The sequence below is a fragment of the Streptomyces sp. NPDC049915 genome (genome assembly GCF_040656475.1).
In the GTDB taxonomy this organism is placed as follows: Bacteria; Actinomycetota; Actinomycetes; order Streptomycetales; family Streptomycetaceae; genus Streptomyces.
In genome coordinates, this window is the sequence record NZ_JBFAMH010000025.1 from 55,582 (window position 1) to 73,397 (window position 17,816).

Below are 17,816 nucleotides of genomic sequence, written 5' to 3' on the forward strand. Positions count from 1 at the left end.
GCTCAGCGCACGAACACGCCCGCCTGGCTCGCCAGGTCCAGGAAGTACTGCGGCGCCACACCGAGCACCAGCGTGACCGCGACGCCGACACCGATCGCCGTCATCGTCAGCGGCGACGGCACGGCGACCGTCGGCCCCTCCGGACGCGGCTCGCTGAAGAACATCAGCACGATCACGCGGATGTAGAAGAACGCCGCGATGGCCGACGAGATCACACCGATCACGACCAGCGGGGCCGCGCCGCCCTCGGCGGCCGCCTTGAAGACGGCGAACTTCCCGGCGAAGCCGGAGGTGAGCGGGATGCCCGCGAAGGCCAGCAGGAACACCGCGAACACGGCCGCCACCAGCGGCGAGCGCCGGCCGAGCCCCGCCCACTTCGACAGGTGCGTCGCCTCACCGCCCGCGTCGCGCACCAGCGTGACCACGGCGAACGCGCCGATCGTCACGAACGAGTACGCGGCCAGGTAGAACAGCACGGACGAGACACCATCCGGTGTGGTCGCGATGACACCCGCGAGGATGAATCCCGCGTGCGCGATCGACGAGTACGCCAGCAGCCGCTTGATGTCGGTCTGGGTGATGGCGACGATCGCGCCGCCCAGCATGGTGACGATCGCGACGCCCCACATGACCGGCCGCCAGTCCCAGCGCATCCCCGGCAGGACGACGTACAGGATGCGCAGCAGCGCGCCGAAGGCCGCCACCTTGGTCGCCGCGGCCATGAAGCCGGTCACCGGGGTCGGAGCTCCCTGGTAGACGTCCGGCGTCCACATGTGGAAGGGCACCGCGCCGACCTTGAACAGCAGGCCCATCACGATCATCGCGGTGCCGAGCAGCAGCAGCGCGTCGTTGCCCATGGTGCCCGCCAGGGCCGGGTCGACGTTGCTGATCGTGCCGTCGACGACCTGGGCGATCGTGCCGTACGAGACCGAGCCCGCGTAGCCGTACAGCAGGGCGATGCCGAACAGGGTGAACGCGGAGGCGAACGCGCCGAGCAGGAAGTACTTGACCGCGGCCTCCTGCGACATGAGCCGCTTGCGGCGGGCCAGGGCGCACAGCAGGTACAGCGGGAGCGAGAAGACTTCCAGCGCGACGAACAGGGTCAGCAGGTCGTTGGCCGACGGGAAGACCAGCATGCCGGCGACCGCGAACAGCAGCAGCGGGAAGACTTCGGTGGTGGTGAAACCGGCCTTCACGGCCGCCTTCTCGCTCTCGCCGCCCGGCACCGACGCGGCCTGCGCGGCGAAGGAGTCCACCGGCCGGCCGTGCGCCGCCGGGTCCAGGCGCCGCTCGGCGAAGGTGAACAGGCCGACCAGGGCGGCCAGCACGATCGTGCCCTGCAGGAAGAGCGCAGGCCCGTCGACGGCGATGGCGCCCATCGCGGCGATGTGCGCCTTGGTGGTGCCGTAACCGTCCGCCGCGAGCGCGACGATGGCGGCGAAGGCGGCGGCGAGCGCGACGACGGACACGAACAGCTGGGCGTGGTAGCGCGCCCTGCGCGGCACGAACGCCTCGATGAGGACTCCCACGATCGCCGCGCCGATGACGATCAGGGTGGGCGACAATTGCCCGTATTCGATCTTCGGCGCGTCGATCTTGGAGATCGGGTCGGCCGCGGTTGTCCACAGGCTGTGGACGGCTGCTGTACTCACTTGGCCGCCTCCACCTCGGGCCGGGGGTCCTTCTTGTGTACGTCGGACAAGGTCTGCTTGACCGCCGGGTTGACGATGTCCGTGACGGGCTTCGGATAGACGCCCAGGAAGATCAGCAGGACGACCAGCGGGGCGACGACCACCAGCTCACGCACCCGCAGATCGGGCATCGCGGAGACCTCCGGCTTCACCGGGCCGGTCATCGTGCGCTGGTACAGCACCAGCGTGTACAGCGCGGCCAGCACGATGCCGAAGGTGGCGATGATGCCGATGGCCGGGTAGCGGGAGAACGCGCCGACCAGGACGAGGAACTCGCTGACGAACGGCGCCAGGCCCGGCAGCGACAGGGTCGCCAGACCGCCGATCAGGAAGGTGCCGGCGAGCACCGGGGCGACCTTCTGCACACCGCCGTAGTCCGCGATGAGCCGCGAACCGCGCCGGGAGATGAGGAAGCCGGCGACCAGCATCAGGGCGGCCGTCGAGATGCCGTGGTTGACCATGTACAGCGTCGCGCCGGACTGACCCTGGCTGGTCATCGCGAAGATGCCGAGGATGATGAAGCCGAAGTGCGAGATCGACGCGTAGGCGATCAGGCGCTTGATGTCGCGCTGGCCGACGGCGAGCAGCGCGCCGTAGATGATGCTGATCAGGGCGAGGACGAGGATCACCGGCGTCGCCCACTTCGACGCCTCCGGGAAGAGCTGGAGGCAGAAGCGCAGCATCGCGAAGGTGCCGACCTTGTCGACGACCGCCGTGATCAGGACGGCGACCGGCGCGGTGGACTCCTGCATGGCGTTGGGCAGCCAGGTGTGCAGCGGCCACAGCGGCGCCTTCACCGCGAAGGCGAAGAAGAAGCCGAGGAACAGCCAGCGTTCGGTGTTCGTCGCCATGTGCAGCGAGCCGTTGGCGCGGGCCTGGGCGATCTCGGCGAGGGAGAAGTTCCCGGCGACCACATACAGGCCGATCACCGCGGCCAGCATGATCAGACCGCCGACCAGGTTGTAGAGCAGGAACTTCACCGCCGCGTACGACCGCTGCGTGGACGCCGCCTCCTCGCCGTGCTCGTGGGCACGGTCCCCGAAGCCGCCGATGAGGAAGTACATCGGGATCAGCATGGCTTCGAAGAAGATGTAGAAGAGGAAGACGTCGGTGGCCTCGAAGGAGAGGATCACCATCGCCTCGACGGCCAGGATCAGCGCGAAGAAGCCCTGCGTGGGCCGCCAGCGCCGGCTGCCGGTCTCCAGCGGGTCGGCATCGTGCCAGCCCGCAAGGACGATGAACGGGATCAGCAGCGCGGTCAGCGCGACCAGCGCCACCGCGATGCCGTCCACGCCCAGTTCGTAGCGCACCCCGAAGTCCTTGATCCAGGCGTGCGACTCGGTGAGCTGGTAGCGGCCGCCGTCGGGGTCGAAGCGGACCAGGACGACGACGGCCAGGACGAGCGTGGCGAGCGAGAACAGCAGCGCCAGCCATTTGGCGGCGGAGCGCCGCGCGGCCGGCACGGCGGCCGTGGCGACCGCCCCGATGGCCGGGAGCGCCGCCGTCGCTGTCAGCAGAGGAAAGGACATCGGTATCAGACCGCCCTCATCAGCAGGGTCGCGGCAATGAGCAGTGCCGCACCGCCGAACATCGAGACCGCGTACGACCGCGCGAAGCCGTTCTGCAGTCGCCGCAGCCGTCCGGACAGGCCGCCGACCGAGGCCGCCGTGCCGTTGACGACACCGTCGACCAGGGTGTGGTCGACGTACACCAGGGAGCGCGTGAGGTGCTCGCCGCCGCGGACCAGGACGACGTGGTTGAAGTCGTCCTGCAGCAGGTCGCGGCGGGCGGCCCGGGTGAGCAGCGAACCGCGCGGGGCGACGGCCGGGACCGCCTTGCGGCCGTACTGCGCCCAGGCGATGGCCACGCCGATGACGAGGCACACCATGGTCGCGCCGGTGACCGTCGCCGCGCTGAGCGGCGAATCGCCCTCGCTGTGCCCGGTGACGGGCTCCAGCCAGTTCAGGAAGCGGTCGCCGATGCTGAAGAACGCACCGCCGAAGACCGATCCGACGGCCAGCACGATCATCGGGATCGTCATGACCTTCGGCGACTCGTGCGGGTGCGGTTCGCTGTGGGCGCCGCGGGTCTCGGCGGCCGGCTCCACGCTGGGCTCGGCCGGGGACGGCGTCGGCGCGTTGCGCCAGCGCTCCTCGCCGAAGAACGTCATCAGCATCACGCGCGTCATGTAGAAGGCGGTGATGGCCGCGCCCAGCAGGGCCGCGCCGCCGAGGATCCAGCCCTCGGTGCCGCCCTTGGCGAACGCCGCCTCGATGATCTTGTCCTTGGAGAAGAAGCCGGACAGGCCCGGGAAGCCGATGATCGCGAGGTAGCCGAGGCCGAAGGTGATGAACGTGACCGGCATGTACTTGCGCAGGCCGCCGTAGCGGCGCATGTCGACCTCGTCGTTCATGCCGTGCATGACCGAACCGGCGCCGAGGAAGAGGCCGGCCTTGAAGAAGCCGTGCGTCACCAGGTGCATGATCGCGAAGACGTAGCCGATCGGGCCGAGGCCCGCGGCCAGCACCATGTAGCCGATCTGCGACATGGTCGAGCCGGCCAGCGCCTTCTTGATGTCGTCCTTGGCGCAACCGACGATCGCACCGAACAGCAGCGTGACCGCGCCGACCACGGTGACGACGAGCTGCGCGTCGGGCGCCGCGTTGAAGATCGCCGCGGAGCGCACGATGAGGTAGACGCCCGCGGTCACCATCGTCGCCGCGTGGATGAGGGCCGAGACCGGGGTCGGGCCCTCCATGGCGTCGCCGAGCCAGGACTGCAGCGGCACCTGGGCGGACTTGCCGCAGGCGGCGAGCAGCAGCATCAGCGCGATCGCGGTGAGCTTGCCCTCGGTGGCGCCGCCGACCAGGCCGGGCTGCTCGTGGGTGCCGAGGACGGGACCGAAGGCGAAGGTGCCGAAGGTGGTGAACATCAGCATGATGGCGATCGACAGGCCCATGTCGCCGACGCGGTTGACCAGGAAGGCCTTCTTCGCCGCGGTGGCCGCGCTGGGCTTGTGCTGCCAGAAACCGATGAGCAGGTAGGAGGCGAGACCGACGCCCTCCCAGCCGACGTACAGCAGCAGGTAGTTGTCGGCGAGGACGAGCAGCAGCATCGCCGCGAGGAACAGGTTGAGGTAGCCGAAGAAGCGGCGGCGGCGCTCGTCGTGCTCCATGTACCCGACCGAGTACAGGTGGATCAGCGAGCCGACACCGGTGATCAGCAGGACGAACGTCATCGACAGCTGGTCCAGGCGGAAGGCCACGTCCGCCTGGAAGCCCTCGACGGGCACCCAGCTGAACAGGTGCTGGGTCAGGGTGCGGTGTGCGGCGTCCTTGCCCAGCAGGTCGGAGAAGAGGACGAGACCGAACACGAAGGACGCGGCCGACAGAGCCACGCCGATCCAGTGGCCGACGCGGTCCAGGCGCCGGCCGCCTACCAGCAGGACGGCCGCTCCGAGCAGGGGCGCCGCGATGAGCAGCGCAATCAGGTTCTCCACGATTCTTCCGACCCCTTACAGCTTCATCAGGCTGGCGTCGTCGACCGAGGCCGAGTGGCGGGAACGGAACAGCGACACGATGATCGCGAGCCCGACCACGACCTCCGCCGCCGCGACGACCATCGTGAAGAACGCGATGATCTGGCCGTCGAGGTTGCCGTGCAGCCGGGAGAAGGCGACGAACGCGAGATTGCAGGCGTTCAGCATCAGCTCGATGCACATGAAGACCACGATGGCGTTGCGCCGGATCAGCACGCCGGTGGCGCCGATCGTGAACAACAGTGCTGCCAGATACAGGTAGTTGACCGGGTTCACTGCGACGCCTCCTCGGTCCGCTTGAAGGTCGCCGGTGCGATCGCGCCACGCTCCAGGCGCTCCTGCGCGCGCTGCTCCAGCGCCTTGAGGTCGTTGAGCGCCTCGGTCGACACGTCACGGATCTGGCCGCGCTCGCGCAGCGTCTTGCTGACGGTGAGCTCGGACGGTGTGCCGTCGGGGAGCAGGCCCGCGATGTCCACCGCGTTGTGCCGGGCGTACACACCGGGCGCCGGCAGCGGCGGGATGTGCGCGCCTTCGCGGATGCGCTGTTCGGACATCTCCCGCTGGGTCTTGGCGCGCTCGGTGCGCTCGCGGTGGGTGAGCACCATGGCTCCGACGGTGGCCGTGATCAGCAGGGCGCCGGTGATTTCGAAGGCGAAGACGTACTTGGTGAAGATGAGGGACGCGAGCCCCTCCACGTTGCCGTTCGCGTTCGCCTGGCCGGTGCCGTTGAACTCCTTCAGGGAGGCGTTGCCGATGCCGGCGAACAGCAGGATGCCGAAGCCGAGGCCGCACAGCAGGGCCAGCCAGCGCTGGCCGTTGATGGTCTCCTTCAGGGAGTCCGCCGCGGTGACACCGACCAGCATCACCACGAACAGGAACAGCATCATGATTGCGCCGGTGTAGACGACGATCTGCACGATGCCGAGGAAGTAGGCGCCGTTGGCGAGGTAGAACACCGCCAGGACGATCATGGTCCCGGCGAGGCAGAGGGCGCTGTGCACGGCCTTCTTCATGAAGACGGTGCACAGGGCGCCGATCACCGCGACGGTGCCGAGGACCCAGAACTGGAAGGCCTCTCCGGTGGAGGTGGAGTAGGCGGCGAGCTGCGCGGTCATCGCCCGATCACCTTCTCCGACGCCGGTTCCTCCTCGCCGTAGGTGGACGCGGCCTCCTGCGGGACCTCCCCCTTGGAGACGGCGACCTGCCGGACCGTGCCGGGGGCGGCCTCGGTGACCAGGCCCTGGTAATAGTGCTGCTCGTCCATCCCCGGGTAGATCGCGTGCGGGGCGTCGACCATGCCCTCGTCGAGGCCGGCGAGCAACTGCTCCTTGGTGTAGATGAGGTTGGCGCGGCTGGAGTCGGCCAGTTCGAACTCGTTGGTCATCGTCAGCGCGCGCGTGGGGCACGCCTCGATGCACAGCCCGCACAGGATGCAGCGGGCGTAGTTGATCTGGTAGACGCGGCCGTACCGCTCGCCCGGCGAGTAGCGCTCCTCGTCGGTGTTGTCGGCGCCCTCCACATAGATGGCGTCGGCGGGGCAGGCCCAGGCGCACAGCTCGCAGCCGACGCACTTCTCCAGGCCGTCCGGATGGCGGTTGAGCTGGTGCCGTCCGTGGAACCGCGGAGCCGTGGTCTTCTTCTGCTCCGGGTACTGCTCGGTCAGCCGCTTCTTGAACATGGCCTTGAAGGTCACGCCGAAGCCGGCCACCGGGTTGAGGAAACCGGGCTCGGTCTCCTTGGGCTCCTCAGCCATCGGACGCCTCCTTTCCATCCAGAGGTCCGTCACTGTGAGTATCGGACCCACCACTGACAATCAGCTCCCGCTCGCGGCGCGAGCGGCGCCGGGGCACCGGCGGAAGCTCCTGTCCGGGCAGCGGTGGTACGGGGAATCCGCCGGCCATCGGGTCGAACCCGGCCGGCGGCGCGGCGGGCGTCCCGTCGTTCTTCGCCTTCTCGCGGAACATGTCGACGACGAAGGACAGCAGCAGCAGCGCGAGGACGGCGCCGCCGACGTAGAGGGCGATGTCGGCGAAGTCGTAGTTCTCGTTGCGCAGCGCCCGCACGGTCGCGACCAGCATCAGCCAGACCACCGACACCGGGATGAGGACCTTCCAGCCGAGCTCCATCAGCTGGTCGTAGCGGACGCGGGGCAGTGTGCCGCGCAGCCAGATGAAGAAGAACAACAGCAGCTGGACCTTGATCACGAACCAGAGCAGCGGCCACCAGCCGTGGTTCGCGCCCTCCCAGAAGGTGGAGATGGGCCACGGGGCGCGCCAGCCGCCGAGGAAGAGGGTGGTCGACACCGCCGACACCGTCACCATGTTCACGTACTCGGCGAGCATGAACATCGCGAACTTGATCGACGAGTACTCGGTGTTGAAGCCGCCCACCAGGTCGCCCTCGGACTCCGGCATGTCGAAGGGGGCGCGGTTGGTCTCGCCGACCATCGTGACGATGTAGAGGATGAACGAGACCGGCAGCAGCAGGATGTACCAGCGGTCGTGCTGCTGCTCGACGATCGTCGACGTCGACATGGATCCGGAGTACAGGAACACCGAGGCGAACGCGGCACCCATGGCGATCTCGTAGGAGATCATCTGCGCGCAGGAGCGCAGACCGCCGAGCAGCGGGTACGTCGAGCCGGAGCTCCAGCCCGCGAGCACGATGCCGTAGATGCCGACCGAGGCGACCGCGAGGATGTAGAGCATCGCGATCGGCAGGTCGGTGAGCTGCATCGTGGTGCGGTGGCCGAAGATCGAGATCTCGTTGCCGGCCGGGCCGAAGGGGATCACCGCGATCGCCATGAACGCCGGGATGGCGGCGACGATCGGCGCGAGGACGTAGACCACCTTGTCCGCGCGCTTGACGATGACGTCTTCCTTGAGCATCAGCTTGATGCCGTCGGCGAGCGACTGGAGCATGCCCCAGGGGCCGTGCCGGTTGGGGCCGATGCGCAGCTGCATCCACGCGACGACCTTGCGCTCCCAGACGATGGAGAACAGCACGGTCACCATCAGGAAGGCGAAGCAGAACACCGCCTTGACGACGACCAGCCACCACGGGTCGCGGCCGAACATCGAGAGGTCTTCAGCGGCGAGGTACGGGCTCATGCCTCCACCTCCTTCGGGGCGTCGGCGACGGCGGTCGCCGGGCCGATGCGGACGAGCGAGCCGGGCAGCGCCCCGGTGTCGGAGGCGACGCCTCCGCCGACGGAGTTCAGCGGGAGCCAGACGACACGGTCGGGCATCTCGGTGACCTCGAGCGGAAGTTCGGTGGTGCCTGCCGGGCCGGTCACGGCGAGGAGGTCGCCCTCCTTGACGCCCGCCTCGGCGGCCGTGGCGGCCGACACGCGCGCGTGGGCGGCGTGCCGCGTCCCGGCGAGCGCCTCGTCGCCCTCCTGCAGCACGCCCTGGTCCAGCAGCAGCCGGTGCCCGGCGAGCACCGCCTCACCGGCCGCGGGCCGCGGCAGCGGTCGGGCCGTCTCCAGCGGATCGGTGGCGCGCGGGCCGGCCCAGGCACCGAGCCGGTCGATCTCCGCGCGGGTGGTGCGCAGATCGGGCAGGCCCAGGTGGACGTCCATGGCGTCGGCGAGCATCTGCAGCACGCGCGCGTCGGTCGGCTCGATACGGCGGGTCAGGTGGTCGGGCTTGAGGGCGGCCTCGAAGAAGCGGACCCGGCCCTCCCAGTTGAGGAAGGTGCCCGGCTTCTCGGCGACCGCCGCGACCGGCAGGACGACATCGGCGCGCTCGGTGATCTCACTGGGCCGCAGCTCCAGCGACACCAGGAAGCCGACCTCGTCGAGGGCGGCACGCGCGCGTGCCGGGTCGGGCAGGTCGGCGACCTCCACACCGGCCACCAGCAGCGCCTGGAGTTCACCGCCGGCGGCGGCCTCCACGATCTGCCCGGCGTCACGGCCGTAGCGGTGCGGGAGTTCGGCGACGCCCCAGACGGCGGCGACCTCCTCACGCGCGCGTGGATCGGTGGCCGGGCGGCCGCCCGGCAGCAGCGACGGCAGCGCACCGACCTCGATCGCGCCGCGCTCCCCGGCCCGCCGCGGGATCCACACCAGATCGGCGCCGGTCGCGGACGCGGCCCGTACGGCGGCGGTGAGCCCGCCGGCCACCGCGGCCAGCCGCTCGCCGACGACGATCACCGCGCCCGCGGTGCGCAGCGCCTCGGCGGCCCGGGCCCCGTCGTCCTCCAGTCCGGCGCCGCTCGCGAGGGCGTCCAGCCATTCGGTCTCGGTGCCGGGAGCGGCCGGCAGCAGCGTGCCGCCCGCCTTGGTCAGACCACGGGTCGCGTGCGTGGCCAGCGCGAACACCTTCTGCCCGTGCCCCCGCCAGGCCTTGCGCAGCCGGAGGAAGACACCGGGCGCCTCCTCCTCGGACTCGAAGCCGACCAGCAGCACCGCCGGCGCCTTCTCCAGGGAGGTGTACGTCACGCCCGTACCGTCGAGGTCACGGCCCCGGCCGGCGACCCGGGCGGCGAGGAAGTCGGCCTCCTCACTGCTGTGCACGCGCGTGCGGAAGTCGATGTCGTTGGTGTCGAGCGCCACGCGCGCGAACTTGCTGTAGGCGTAGGCGTCCTCGACGGTGAGCCGGCCACCGGTCAGCACACCGGTGCGGCCACGCGAGGCGAGCAGCCCCTGCGCGGCGATCTGCAGCGCCTCCGGCCAGGACGCCGGCTCCAGCTCACCCTCCGCGTTGCGCACCAGCGGCGTGGTGAGACGGTCCTTCTGCTGGGCGTAACGGAAGGCGAAGCGCCCCTTGTCGCAGATCCACTCCTCGTTGACCTCGGGGTCGAAGCCGGCCAGCCGCCGCATGACCTTGCCGCGCCGGTGGTCGGTGCGCGTCGCGCAGCCACCGGAGCAGTGCTCGCACACCGACGGCGAGGAGATCAGGTCGAAGGGGCGGGAGCGGAACCGGTACGCCGCCGAGGTGAGCGCGCCGACCGGGCAGATCTGGATGGTGTTGCCGGAGAAGTACGACTCGAACGGGTCGCCCTCACCGGTGCCGACCTGCTGCAGCGCACCCCGCTCGATCAGCTCGATCATCGGGTCGCCGGCGATCTGGTTGGAGAAGCGGGTGCAGCGCGCGCACAGCACGCACCGCTCGCGGTCCAGCAGCACCTGCGTGGAGATCGGCACCGGCTTCTCGTAGGTGCGCTTCCTGCCCTCGAAGCGGGACTCGGCGTTGCCGTGCGACATCGCCTGGTTCTGCAGCGGGCACTCGCCGCCCTTGTCGCAGACCGGGCAGTCCAGCGGGTGGTTGATGAGCAGCAGCTCCATCACCCCCTTCTGGGCCTTCTCGGCGACCGGGGAGCTGAGCTGCGTCTTGACGACCATGCCGTCGGTGCAGGTGATCGTGCAGGACGCCATCGGCTTGCGCTGGCCCTCGACCTCGACGATGCACTGGCGGCAGGCGCCGGCCGGGTCGAGCAGGGGGTGGTCGCAGAACCGGGGGATCTCGATGCCGAGCTGCTCGGCGGCCCGGATGACCAGGGTGCCCTTGGGCACGCTGATCTCGGCGCCGTCGATGGTCAGTGTCACCAGGTCCTCCGGCGGGACCGCCGCCTCTCCCCCGCCCGCCGGGGCGTTGGTGGTCACGGTCATGCGTTCACCTCCGTGCGGTCGGCCCAGGCCGTCGACTTGGCCGGGTCGAAGGGGCAGCCGCGGCCCGTGATGTGCTGCTCGTACTCCTCGCGGAAGTACTTCAGCGAGGAGAAGATCGGCGAGGCGGCACCGTCGCCGAGGGCGCAGAACGACTTGCCGTTGATGTTGTCGGCGATGTCGGCGAGCTTGTCGAGGTCGCTCATCGCGCCCTTGCCGGCCTCGATGTCCCGCAGCAACTGCACCAGCCAGTAGGTGCCCTCGCGGCAGGGCGTGCACTTGCCGCACGACTCGTGGGCGTAGAACTCCGTCCAGCGGGTCACGGCGCGCACCACGCAGGTCGTCTCGTCGAAGCACTGCAGGGCCTTCGTGCCGAGCATGGAACCGGCGGCGCCCACTCCTTCGTAGTCGAGGGGGACGTCGAGGTGCTCGTCGGTGAACATCGGCGTGGAGGAGCCGCCCGGGGTCCAGAACTTCAGCCGGTGCCCGGGGCGCATGCCGCCGCTCATGTCGAGGAGCTGGCGCAGGGTGATCCCGAGCGGCGCCTCGTACTGGCCGGGGCTGGCGACATGACCGGAGAGGGAGTACAGCGTGAAGCCCGGGGACTTCTCGCTTCCCATCGACCGGAACCAGTCCTTGCCCCGATTCAGGATCGCGGGAACCGACGCGATCGACTCGACGTTGTTCACAACAGTCGGGCAGGCATACAGGCCCGCGACAGCAGGGAAGGGGGGACGGAGCCGCGGTTGGCCCCGGCGGCCTTCGAGCGAGTCCAGCAGCGCGGTCTCCTCACCGCAGATGTACGCGCCGGCGCCGGCGTGCACGGTGAGGTTCAGATCGAGCCCGCTGCCCAGGATGTTCTCGCCGAGGTAGCCGGCCTCGTAGGCCTCGCGCACGGCCTCGTGCAACCGCCGCAGAACGGGGACGACTTCACCACGCAGATAGATGAAGGCATGCGACGACCGGATGGCATAGCACGCGATCACGATGCCCTCGATGAGGCTGTGCGGGTTCGCGAAGAGGAGCGGGATGTCCTTGCACGTCCCGGGCTCCGACTCGTCGGCGTTGACAACCAGATAGTGCGGTTTTCCATCACCCTGCGGGATGAACTGCCACTTCATCCCCGTCGGGAATCCCGCGCCGCCGCGCCCGCGCAGACCGGAGTCCTTGACGTACGCGATCAGGTCGTCCGGCGACATGGCGAGCGCCTTGCGGAGCCCCTCGTACCCTTCGTGCCGTCGGTAGACGTCCAGGGACCAGGACCGGTCCTCGTCCCAGAAGGACGACAGCACGGGCGCGAGCAGCTCCTCGGGGCTGTTCTCCTTCAGTTCGGGTGCCAAGGTCATCACTCCCCCTCCTCGGCTGCGGGCCCCGCCGGGTGGGAGGGGTCGGAGGCCGATGTGTCCTGCGGCGCGTCATGGGAGCTGAGGTGCTCGGCCGGCGACGGCTCGTGCACCCTGTCCTGCTCCTGATGAGGACCGCCGCGCGGATGGACCACGCGCGCGGGTGCGGCCTCTCCCTTGGCCAGGCGGAGGCCCACCAGCGACGCCGGTCCCGCACTGCCGCCCGCCTCGACGGCCCCTGGCCGCTCGTCGGGGAAGCCGGCCAGAATCCGCGCGGTCTCCTTGAAGGTGCACAGCGGCGCACCGCGCGTGGGCGTGACCGGGCGTCCCGCGCGCAGGTCGTCGACGAGACGGCGGGCGCTGTCGGGCGTCTGGTTGTCGAAGAACTCCCAGTTGACCATCACGACGGGCGCGAAGTCGCAGGCCGCGTTGCACTCGATGTGCTCCAGGGTGACCTTGCCGTCGTCGGTGGTCTCGCCGTTGCCGACGCCGAGGTGCTCCTGGAGCTGCTCGAAGATCGCGTCTCCGCCCATCACCGCGCACAGCGTGTTGGTGCACACACCGACCTGGTAGTCGCCGCTCGGCCGGCGCCGGTACATGGTGTAGAAGGTGACGACGGCGGTGACCTCGGCCGTGGTCAGGCCGAGCACGTCCGCGCAGAACCGCATCCCGGTGCGCGTGACGTGGCCCTCCTCCGACTGCACCAGGTGCAGCAGCGGAAGGAGCGCCGAGCGGGAGTCGGGGTAGCGGGCGATGATCTCGCGCGCGTCCGCCTCCAGCCGGGCTCGGACCTCGTCCGGGTAGTCGGGCGCGGGCAGCTCGGGCATCCCCAGGCTGACGCCTCGCTCCGAAGAAGAGGTGGTCACCGGTCGACGCCTCCCATCACGGGGTCGATGGACGCGACGGCGACGATGACGTCGGCGACCTGGCCGCCTTCGCACATCGCCGCCATGGCCTGCAGGTTGGTGAACGACGGGTCGCGGAAGTGGACCCGGTAGGGGCGGGTGCCGCCGTCGGAGACGGCGTGCACGCCGAGTTCGCCCTTGGGGGACTCGACCGCCGCGTACGTCTGTCCCGGCGGTACCCGGAAGCCCTCCGTGACCAGCTTGAAGTGGTGGATCAGGGCCTCCATGGAGGTGCCCATGATCTTCTTGATGTGGTCGAGGGAGTTGCCCAGTCCGTCCGGTCCCAGGGCGAGCTGGGCGGGCCAGGCGATCTTCTTGTCGGCGACCATGACCGGACCGGGCTGGAGCCGGTCCAGGCACTGCTCGACGATGCCGAGCGACTGGCGCATCTCCTCCAGCCGGATCAGGAAGCGGCCGTAGGCGTCGCAGCTGTCGGCGGTCGGGACGTCGAAGTCGTACGTCTCGTAGTCGCAGTACGGCTGTGTCTTGCGCAGGTCGTGCGGCAGGCCGGTGGCGCGCAGGATGGGTCCCGTCGCGCCGAGGGCCATGCAGCCGGCCAGGTCGAGGTAGCCGACGTCCTGCATGCGGGCCTTGAAGACGGGGTTCCCGGTGGCGAGCTTGTCGTACTCCGGGAGGTTCTTCTTCATCTTCTTCACGAACTCGCGGATGTGGTCCACCGCGCCGGGCGGCAGGTCCTGGGCGAGTCCGCCGGGGCGGATGTACGCGTGGTTCATCCTCAGACCCGTGATGAGCTCGTAGATGTCGAGGATCATCTCGCGGTCACGGAACCCGTAGATCATGATCGTGGTCGCGCCGAGCTCCATACCGCCCGTGGCGATGCACACCAGGTGGGAGGAGAGCCGGTTCAGCTCCATCAGGAGCACCCGGATGATCTTGGCTCGCTCGGTGATCTGGTCCTCGATGCCGAGGAGCTTCTCCACGGCGAGACAGTAGGCGGTCTCGTTGAAGAAGGACGTCAGGTAGTCCATGCGCGTCACGAACGTGGTGCCCTGCGTCCAGGTCCGGTACTCGAGGTTCTTCTCGATGCCGGTGTGGAGATAGCCGATGCCGCAGCGGGCCTCGGTGACCGTCTCGCCCTCGATCTCCAGGATCAGGCGCAGCACGCCGTGGGTGGAGGGGTGCTGGGGGCCCATGTTGACGACGATGCGCTCGTCGTCGGCCCTGGCGGCGGACTGGACGACCTCGTCCCAGTCGCCACCGGTCACCGTGTAGACGGTGCCCTCGGTGGTCTCGCGGGCCGAGGCGGCCGACGCGGCGTGTGACTGCGTGTTGCTCACGAGTACGACCTCCGCTGGTCCGGAGCCGGGATCTGGGCGCCCTTGTACTCGACGGGGATGCCGCCGAGGGGGTAGTCCTTGCGCTGCGGATGGCCCTGCCAGTCGTCCGGCATCATGATCCGCGTCAGCGCCGGGTGACCGTCGAAGACGATCCCGAAGAAGTCGTACGTCTCGCGCTCGTGCCAGTCGTTCGTCGGATAGACGGAGACCAGCGACGGGATGTGCCGGTCGCTGTCGGGGCAGCTGACCTCGAGCCGGACGAGCCGGTTGTGGGTGATCGAGCGCAGGTGGTAGACGGCGTGCAGCTCGCGGCCCTTGTCGTTCGGGTAGTGCACGCCGCTGACGCCGGTGCACAGCTCGAAGCGCAGCGCCGGGTCGTCGCGCAGGGTGCGGGCGACGCGGAGCAGGTGCTCGCGCTCGATGTGGAACGTCAGCTCGCCCCGGTCGACGACCGTCTTCTCGATGGCGTTCTCGGGCAGCAGGCCCTGTTCCTCGAGCGCGCCCTCGAGTTCGTCGGCGACCTCGTCGAACCAGCCGCCGTACGGCCTGCTCGCCGGCCCCGGGAGGCGGACCGAGCGGACCAGGCCGCCGTAGCCGGAGGTGTCGCCGCCGTTGTTGGCGCCGAACATGCCGCGCTGGACGCGGATCTCCTCGCCGCCCTCACCGCGCTGGCCGGGAAGGTTGGAGGCCGACAGGTCCTTCTCGGGGTTCACCCCGTTCGACCCGTTGGATCCGTTGGCGCCGTTCGAACCATTCGATCCGTTCGCACCGTTGGCGCCCTCGGCGCCGTTCGCACCGTTCGCTCCGGTGCCGTTCGCGTCGCTCACCGCAGCAGCCCCTTCATCTCGATCGTGGGCAGGGCCTTGAGCGCCGCTTCCTCCGCCTCCCGGGCCGCCTCCTCGGCGTTCACGCCGAGCTTGGAGGACTGGATCTTCTGGTGGAGCTTGAGGATCGCGTCCATCAGCATCTCGGGCCGCGGCGGGCAGCCGGGCAGGTAGATGTCGACGGGGACGATGTGGTCGACGCCCTGGACGATCGCGTAGTTGTTGAACATGCCGCCCGAGGAGGCGCACACGCCCATGGAGATCACCCACTTGGGGTTCGGCATCTGGTCGTAGACCTGCCGGAGGACCGGCGCCATCTTCTGGCTGACCCGGCCGGCGACGATCATCAGGTCCGCCTGGCGCGGCGAGCCGCGGAAGACCTCCATGCCGAAGCGGGCCAGGTCGTAACGGCCGGCGCCGGTGGTCATCATCTCGATGGCGCAGCAGGCGAGGCCGAAGGTCGCGGGGAACACGGACGACTTGCGCACCCAGCCCGCGGCCTGTTCGACGGTGGTCAGCAGGAAGCCGCTCGGAAGTTTTTCTTCGAGTCCCATGTCTTTAAGGCCCCTCAGTCCCATTCCAGGCCGCCGCGCCGCCAGACGTAGGCGTAGGCGACGAAGACGGTGAGCACGAAGAGCAGCATCTCCACGAGCCCGAAAATCCCCAGGGCGTCGAAGGTGACGGCCCAGGGGTAGAGGAAGACGATCTCGATGTCGAAGACGATGAAGAGCATCGCCGTCAGGTAGTACTTGATGGGGAAGCGCCCGCCACCGGCCGGCGTGGGGGTCGGCTCGATACCGCACTCGTAGGCCTCGAGCTTGGCGCGGTTGTACCGCTTCGGACCGATCAGCGTGGCCATGACCACGGAGAAGATCGCAAAGCCTGCCCCGAGGGCTCCCAGTACGAGGATGGGCGCATACGCGTTCACCGCTCCTCGCTCCTCTCAGTCGGCACTGACTGCTGGCGGTTGCGGTCGGCCTCACGGCCGCCTCACCGGCCCCACGAACCCCGCCCGCCCCGGCGAAGATCGGGAACATGTGAAGCAGGTCACAAGCCCAACCGCGTGCATCTTATGCCCGCCGGTCTGTGATCTGCGACACGGGGTATTGCACAAGCTTTGTGATCTCCACCACCTGACGAAGGATCATGAAGTCGGATGAGCAGTGATCTTCGTACAGGAAGCGTCCGAGCGATCACCAGAGGTGACATTTCCGCTCGTCGGGGCAGGTCAGAGGGGGCGTCTCCATATCAAGAGTCTTCGAGACGAGGCAAATTCGCCCTGGACCCGATCTCTTGCTAGAGCCCGCGTTCACACATCAGAGGGACCCGCGGCACGAGCCGTGGACGCGTGCACGCGTTCACGAAGTCGCACCGTCGAGATCGCGCCGTGATCAGGATGTGATCATGATGCGCGGACGCGGGCCGACCGGAGGCCGTTCCGTGACCTCCGCCACACCCTGGAGAGGCGTCCGAGAACCGGGCTTGGCCAACGAGTCCAACCAGTGGTAAGCGGAGGGCAATTCGGGCGTAATAACGAAAGTACGTGATCAAAGCCGTGTTGAGCTGAGTCCGCAATGTCCGTTACGGCGTCAATAAAGAACGACACGCCTGGGATTCGGGACCTCGACTGAGTAACTGTGGCGCAGCACACGTTTCTTGAAGGTATGAAGGAGCCCCTGATACCGGTTGTACCCATGTCCCACACCGCTCACATACGCAGCCACCGGAAACCCCGCCGCAGCGCGTCGAAAATCGCGATGCGGGCCGGAGTTGCCGGTGGCGTCCTCAGCACCCTGGCAGTCGCCGGTGCGTCGGCCTCCTCGGCGAACGCCGCGGAGCCGGTGACGCAGACCCTTGAACTGCCCACCCTGACGGCGGACATATCCGCCCAGGTCGCCCAGTCCGCGGAGGCCACGCAGCTCGCCGCCGCGAACTACGAGCTGCGGGCCGAGCGTGACGCGGCTGCGGCGAAGGCCGCCCAGCAGGCCGAGAAGAACCTCACCGAGGCCAAGAAGAAGGCCGCGGAGGCCAAGAAGAAGGCCCAGGAGGAGGCGGCCCGCAAGGCCGCCGCCGAGCAGGCCGCCCAGCGCGCCTCCCGCAGCTCCGAGCGCCCCACGCTCTCCGCCTCCGTGAGCGCCGACGTCTCCACCAGCTCCTCCTCGGCGACCGGTTCGGCCGCTGCCGTCGTCGATTTCGTCAAGGCGCAGGTCGGCAAGGCCTACGTCTCCGGCGCCACCGGCCCGTCCGCCTACGACTGCTCCGGCCTGGTGCAGACGGCCTTCAAGCAGGTCGGCATCGACCTGCCGCGCGTCTCGCAGGACCAGTCCACCGCCGGCACCCAGGTCTCCCTGAGCAACCTTCAGCCGGGCGACATCCTCTACTGGGGCGGCGCGGGCAGCGCCTACCACGTGGCCGTGTACGTCGGTGGCGGCATGTTCGTCGGCGCGCAGAACCCGTCCTCGGGCGTCGTCGAGCGGGACCTGTCGTACGACCCGCCGAGCGGTGCGGTGCGCGTCCTCTGACACACGCACACGTACAACCGTAAAAGGGACGAAGGGCCGCAGCCGCGCGAGGGCAGCGGCCCTTCGCCGCACCCCGCGCGGCGCCTC

Annotated in this window: 15 protein-coding genes; 1 reads left to right on the forward strand and 14 read right to left on the reverse strand. The window is 69.2% G+C overall.

Going from position 1 to position 17,816, the window contains the following annotated elements; all coding sequences use genetic code 11:
- Positions 1 to 2: 2 nt before the first annotated feature.
- The 14 genes from nuoN to AB0J12_RS31560 all read right to left on the reverse strand — a co-directional run bounded on the left by nuoN (position 3) and on the right by AB0J12_RS31560 (position 16,135).
- Complete coding sequence (nuoN, locus tag AB0J12_RS31495) at positions 3 to 1,652, reverse strand: NADH-quinone oxidoreductase subunit NuoN (RefSeq protein ID WP_363267970.1); 1,650 nt, start codon at positions 1,650 to 1,652, stop codon at positions 3 to 5.
- The gene (locus AB0J12_RS31500) at positions 1,649 to 3,220 is read right to left on the reverse strand and encodes an NADH-quinone oxidoreductase subunit M (RefSeq protein ID WP_363267971.1); all 1,572 of its coding nucleotides are present in this window, start codon (positions 3,218 to 3,220) and stop codon (positions 1,649 to 1,651) included. Before AB0J12_RS31500 ends, nuoN begins: the two co-directional genes overlap by 4 nt.
- A gap of 5 nt (positions 3,221 to 3,225) precedes the next feature.
- Complete coding sequence (nuoL, locus tag AB0J12_RS31505; RefSeq protein WP_363267973.1) at positions 3,226 to 5,190, reverse strand: NADH-quinone oxidoreductase subunit L; 1,965 nt, start codon at positions 5,188 to 5,190, stop codon at positions 3,226 to 3,228.
- Between the two features lie 15 nt (positions 5,191 to 5,205).
- Positions 5,206 to 5,505 carry an NADH-quinone oxidoreductase subunit NuoK gene (gene nuoK, locus AB0J12_RS31510; RefSeq protein WP_121405432.1) on the reverse strand — a complete coding sequence of 100 codons (300 nt, stop codon included), beginning with the start codon at positions 5,503 to 5,505 and terminating at the stop codon, positions 5,206 to 5,208.
- Positions 5,502 to 6,344, reverse strand: a complete 843-nt coding sequence (locus AB0J12_RS31515; RefSeq protein ID WP_363267974.1) for an NADH-quinone oxidoreductase subunit J — start codon at positions 6,342 to 6,344, stop codon at positions 5,502 to 5,504. The genes nuoK and AB0J12_RS31515 overlap by 4 nt, the downstream gene beginning before the upstream one ends.
- Entirely contained in the window at positions 6,341 to 6,982 is a 642-nt protein-coding gene (nuoI, locus tag AB0J12_RS31520; RefSeq protein ID WP_363267975.1) for an NADH-quinone oxidoreductase subunit NuoI, read from the reverse strand. The genes AB0J12_RS31515 and nuoI overlap by 4 nt, the downstream gene beginning before the upstream one ends.
- Positions 6,975 to 8,339, reverse strand: a complete 1,365-nt coding sequence (gene nuoH / locus AB0J12_RS31525) for an NADH-quinone oxidoreductase subunit NuoH (RefSeq protein ID WP_363267976.1) — start codon at positions 8,337 to 8,339, stop codon at positions 6,975 to 6,977. The genes nuoI and nuoH overlap by 8 nt, the downstream gene beginning before the upstream one ends.
- Positions 8,336 to 10,840: an NADH-quinone oxidoreductase subunit G gene (locus tag AB0J12_RS31530; protein WP_363267978.1), complete on the reverse strand. Its 2,505-nt coding sequence runs from the start codon at positions 10,838 to 10,840 to the stop codon at positions 8,336 to 8,338. The genes nuoH and AB0J12_RS31530 overlap by 4 nt, the downstream gene beginning before the upstream one ends.
- Positions 10,837 to 12,186, reverse strand: coding sequence for an NADH-quinone oxidoreductase subunit NuoF (gene nuoF, locus AB0J12_RS31535; RefSeq protein ID WP_363267980.1), 1,350 nt, complete (start codon positions 12,184 to 12,186; stop codon positions 10,837 to 10,839). Before nuoF ends, AB0J12_RS31530 begins: the two co-directional genes overlap by 4 nt.
- Positions 12,183 to 13,046, reverse strand: a complete 864-nt coding sequence (gene nuoE / locus AB0J12_RS31540; protein WP_363267982.1) for an NADH-quinone oxidoreductase subunit NuoE — start codon at positions 13,044 to 13,046, stop codon at positions 12,183 to 12,185. Before nuoE ends, nuoF begins: the two co-directional genes overlap by 4 nt.
- On the reverse strand, positions 13,043 to 14,383 hold the full coding sequence (locus AB0J12_RS31545; RefSeq protein WP_363267983.1) for an NADH-quinone oxidoreductase subunit D: 1,341 nt from the start codon (positions 14,381 to 14,383) through the stop codon (positions 13,043 to 13,045). The genes nuoE and AB0J12_RS31545 overlap by 4 nt, the downstream gene beginning before the upstream one ends.
- On the reverse strand, positions 14,380 to 15,096 hold the full coding sequence (locus AB0J12_RS31550; protein ID WP_363268040.1) for an NADH-quinone oxidoreductase subunit C: 717 nt from the start codon (positions 15,094 to 15,096) through the stop codon (positions 14,380 to 14,382). The genes AB0J12_RS31545 and AB0J12_RS31550 overlap by 4 nt, the downstream gene beginning before the upstream one ends.
- Before the next feature lie 110 nt (positions 15,097 to 15,206).
- Positions 15,207 to 15,761 (reverse strand): NADH-quinone oxidoreductase subunit B, encoded by a 555-nt coding sequence (locus AB0J12_RS31555; protein ID WP_018528252.1) that lies wholly within the window; start codon positions 15,759 to 15,761, stop codon positions 15,207 to 15,209.
- A 14-nt stretch (positions 15,762 to 15,775) separates the two neighbouring features.
- Entirely contained in the window at positions 15,776 to 16,135 is a 360-nt protein-coding gene (locus tag AB0J12_RS31560) for an NADH-quinone oxidoreductase subunit A (protein ID WP_003992243.1), read from the reverse strand.
- Positions 16,136 to 16,901: 766 nt separating this feature from the next.
- Between AB0J12_RS31560 and AB0J12_RS31565 the strand changes: the two genes are divergently transcribed.
- Positions 16,902 to 17,729, forward strand: a complete 828-nt coding sequence (locus tag AB0J12_RS31565) for a C40 family peptidase (protein ID WP_363267984.1) — start codon at positions 16,902 to 16,904, stop codon at positions 17,727 to 17,729.
- The last annotated feature ends 87 nt before the right edge of the window (positions 17,730 to 17,816 follow it).